The organism is uncultured Shimia sp., assembly GCF_947498095.1.
In the GTDB taxonomy this organism is placed as follows: Bacteria; Pseudomonadota; Alphaproteobacteria; order Rhodobacterales; family Rhodobacteraceae; genus Shimia.
Genome location: NZ_CANMJE010000048.1, coordinates 1 through 348, shown reverse-complemented (window position 1 = coordinate 348; position 348 = coordinate 1). Strand labels below are relative to the sequence as shown.

Below are 348 nucleotides of genomic sequence, written 5' to 3'. Positions count from 1 at the left end.
TCTGACCTGACGCTCGACAAACTCATCTTGAAGGAAGCCGCACGGGGAAACTTCTGAGCCCCGCTCGTCGCCGTGCTTGCATCGCTCTTGTTCGCAGTCAGTTCAAAATCTCGGAACGTCGAGCTTGCCGGGTGCTGGGACAACACCGATCCACGCAGAGACGTATTCCACGGGGCCGACAAGATGAAGAGCACTTGGTGGCCGACATGATCGAGTTGGCCAGGCAATATGGTCGATACGGCTATCGCCGGGTTGCGGTCTTGCTGAGGGAGGCCGGTTGGTCAGTCAGTGATGGCCGCATCGAACGGCTCTGGAAGCGAGAGGGGCTGAAGGTTCCGCACAAGCAGC

At 59.2% G+C, this 348-nt stretch carries 1 pseudogene; it reads left to right on the top strand.

The features are described 5' to 3' along the window. Positions 1 to 348: pseudogene (locus Q0932_RS20505) on the top strand (IS3 family transposase); the annotation flags it as partial.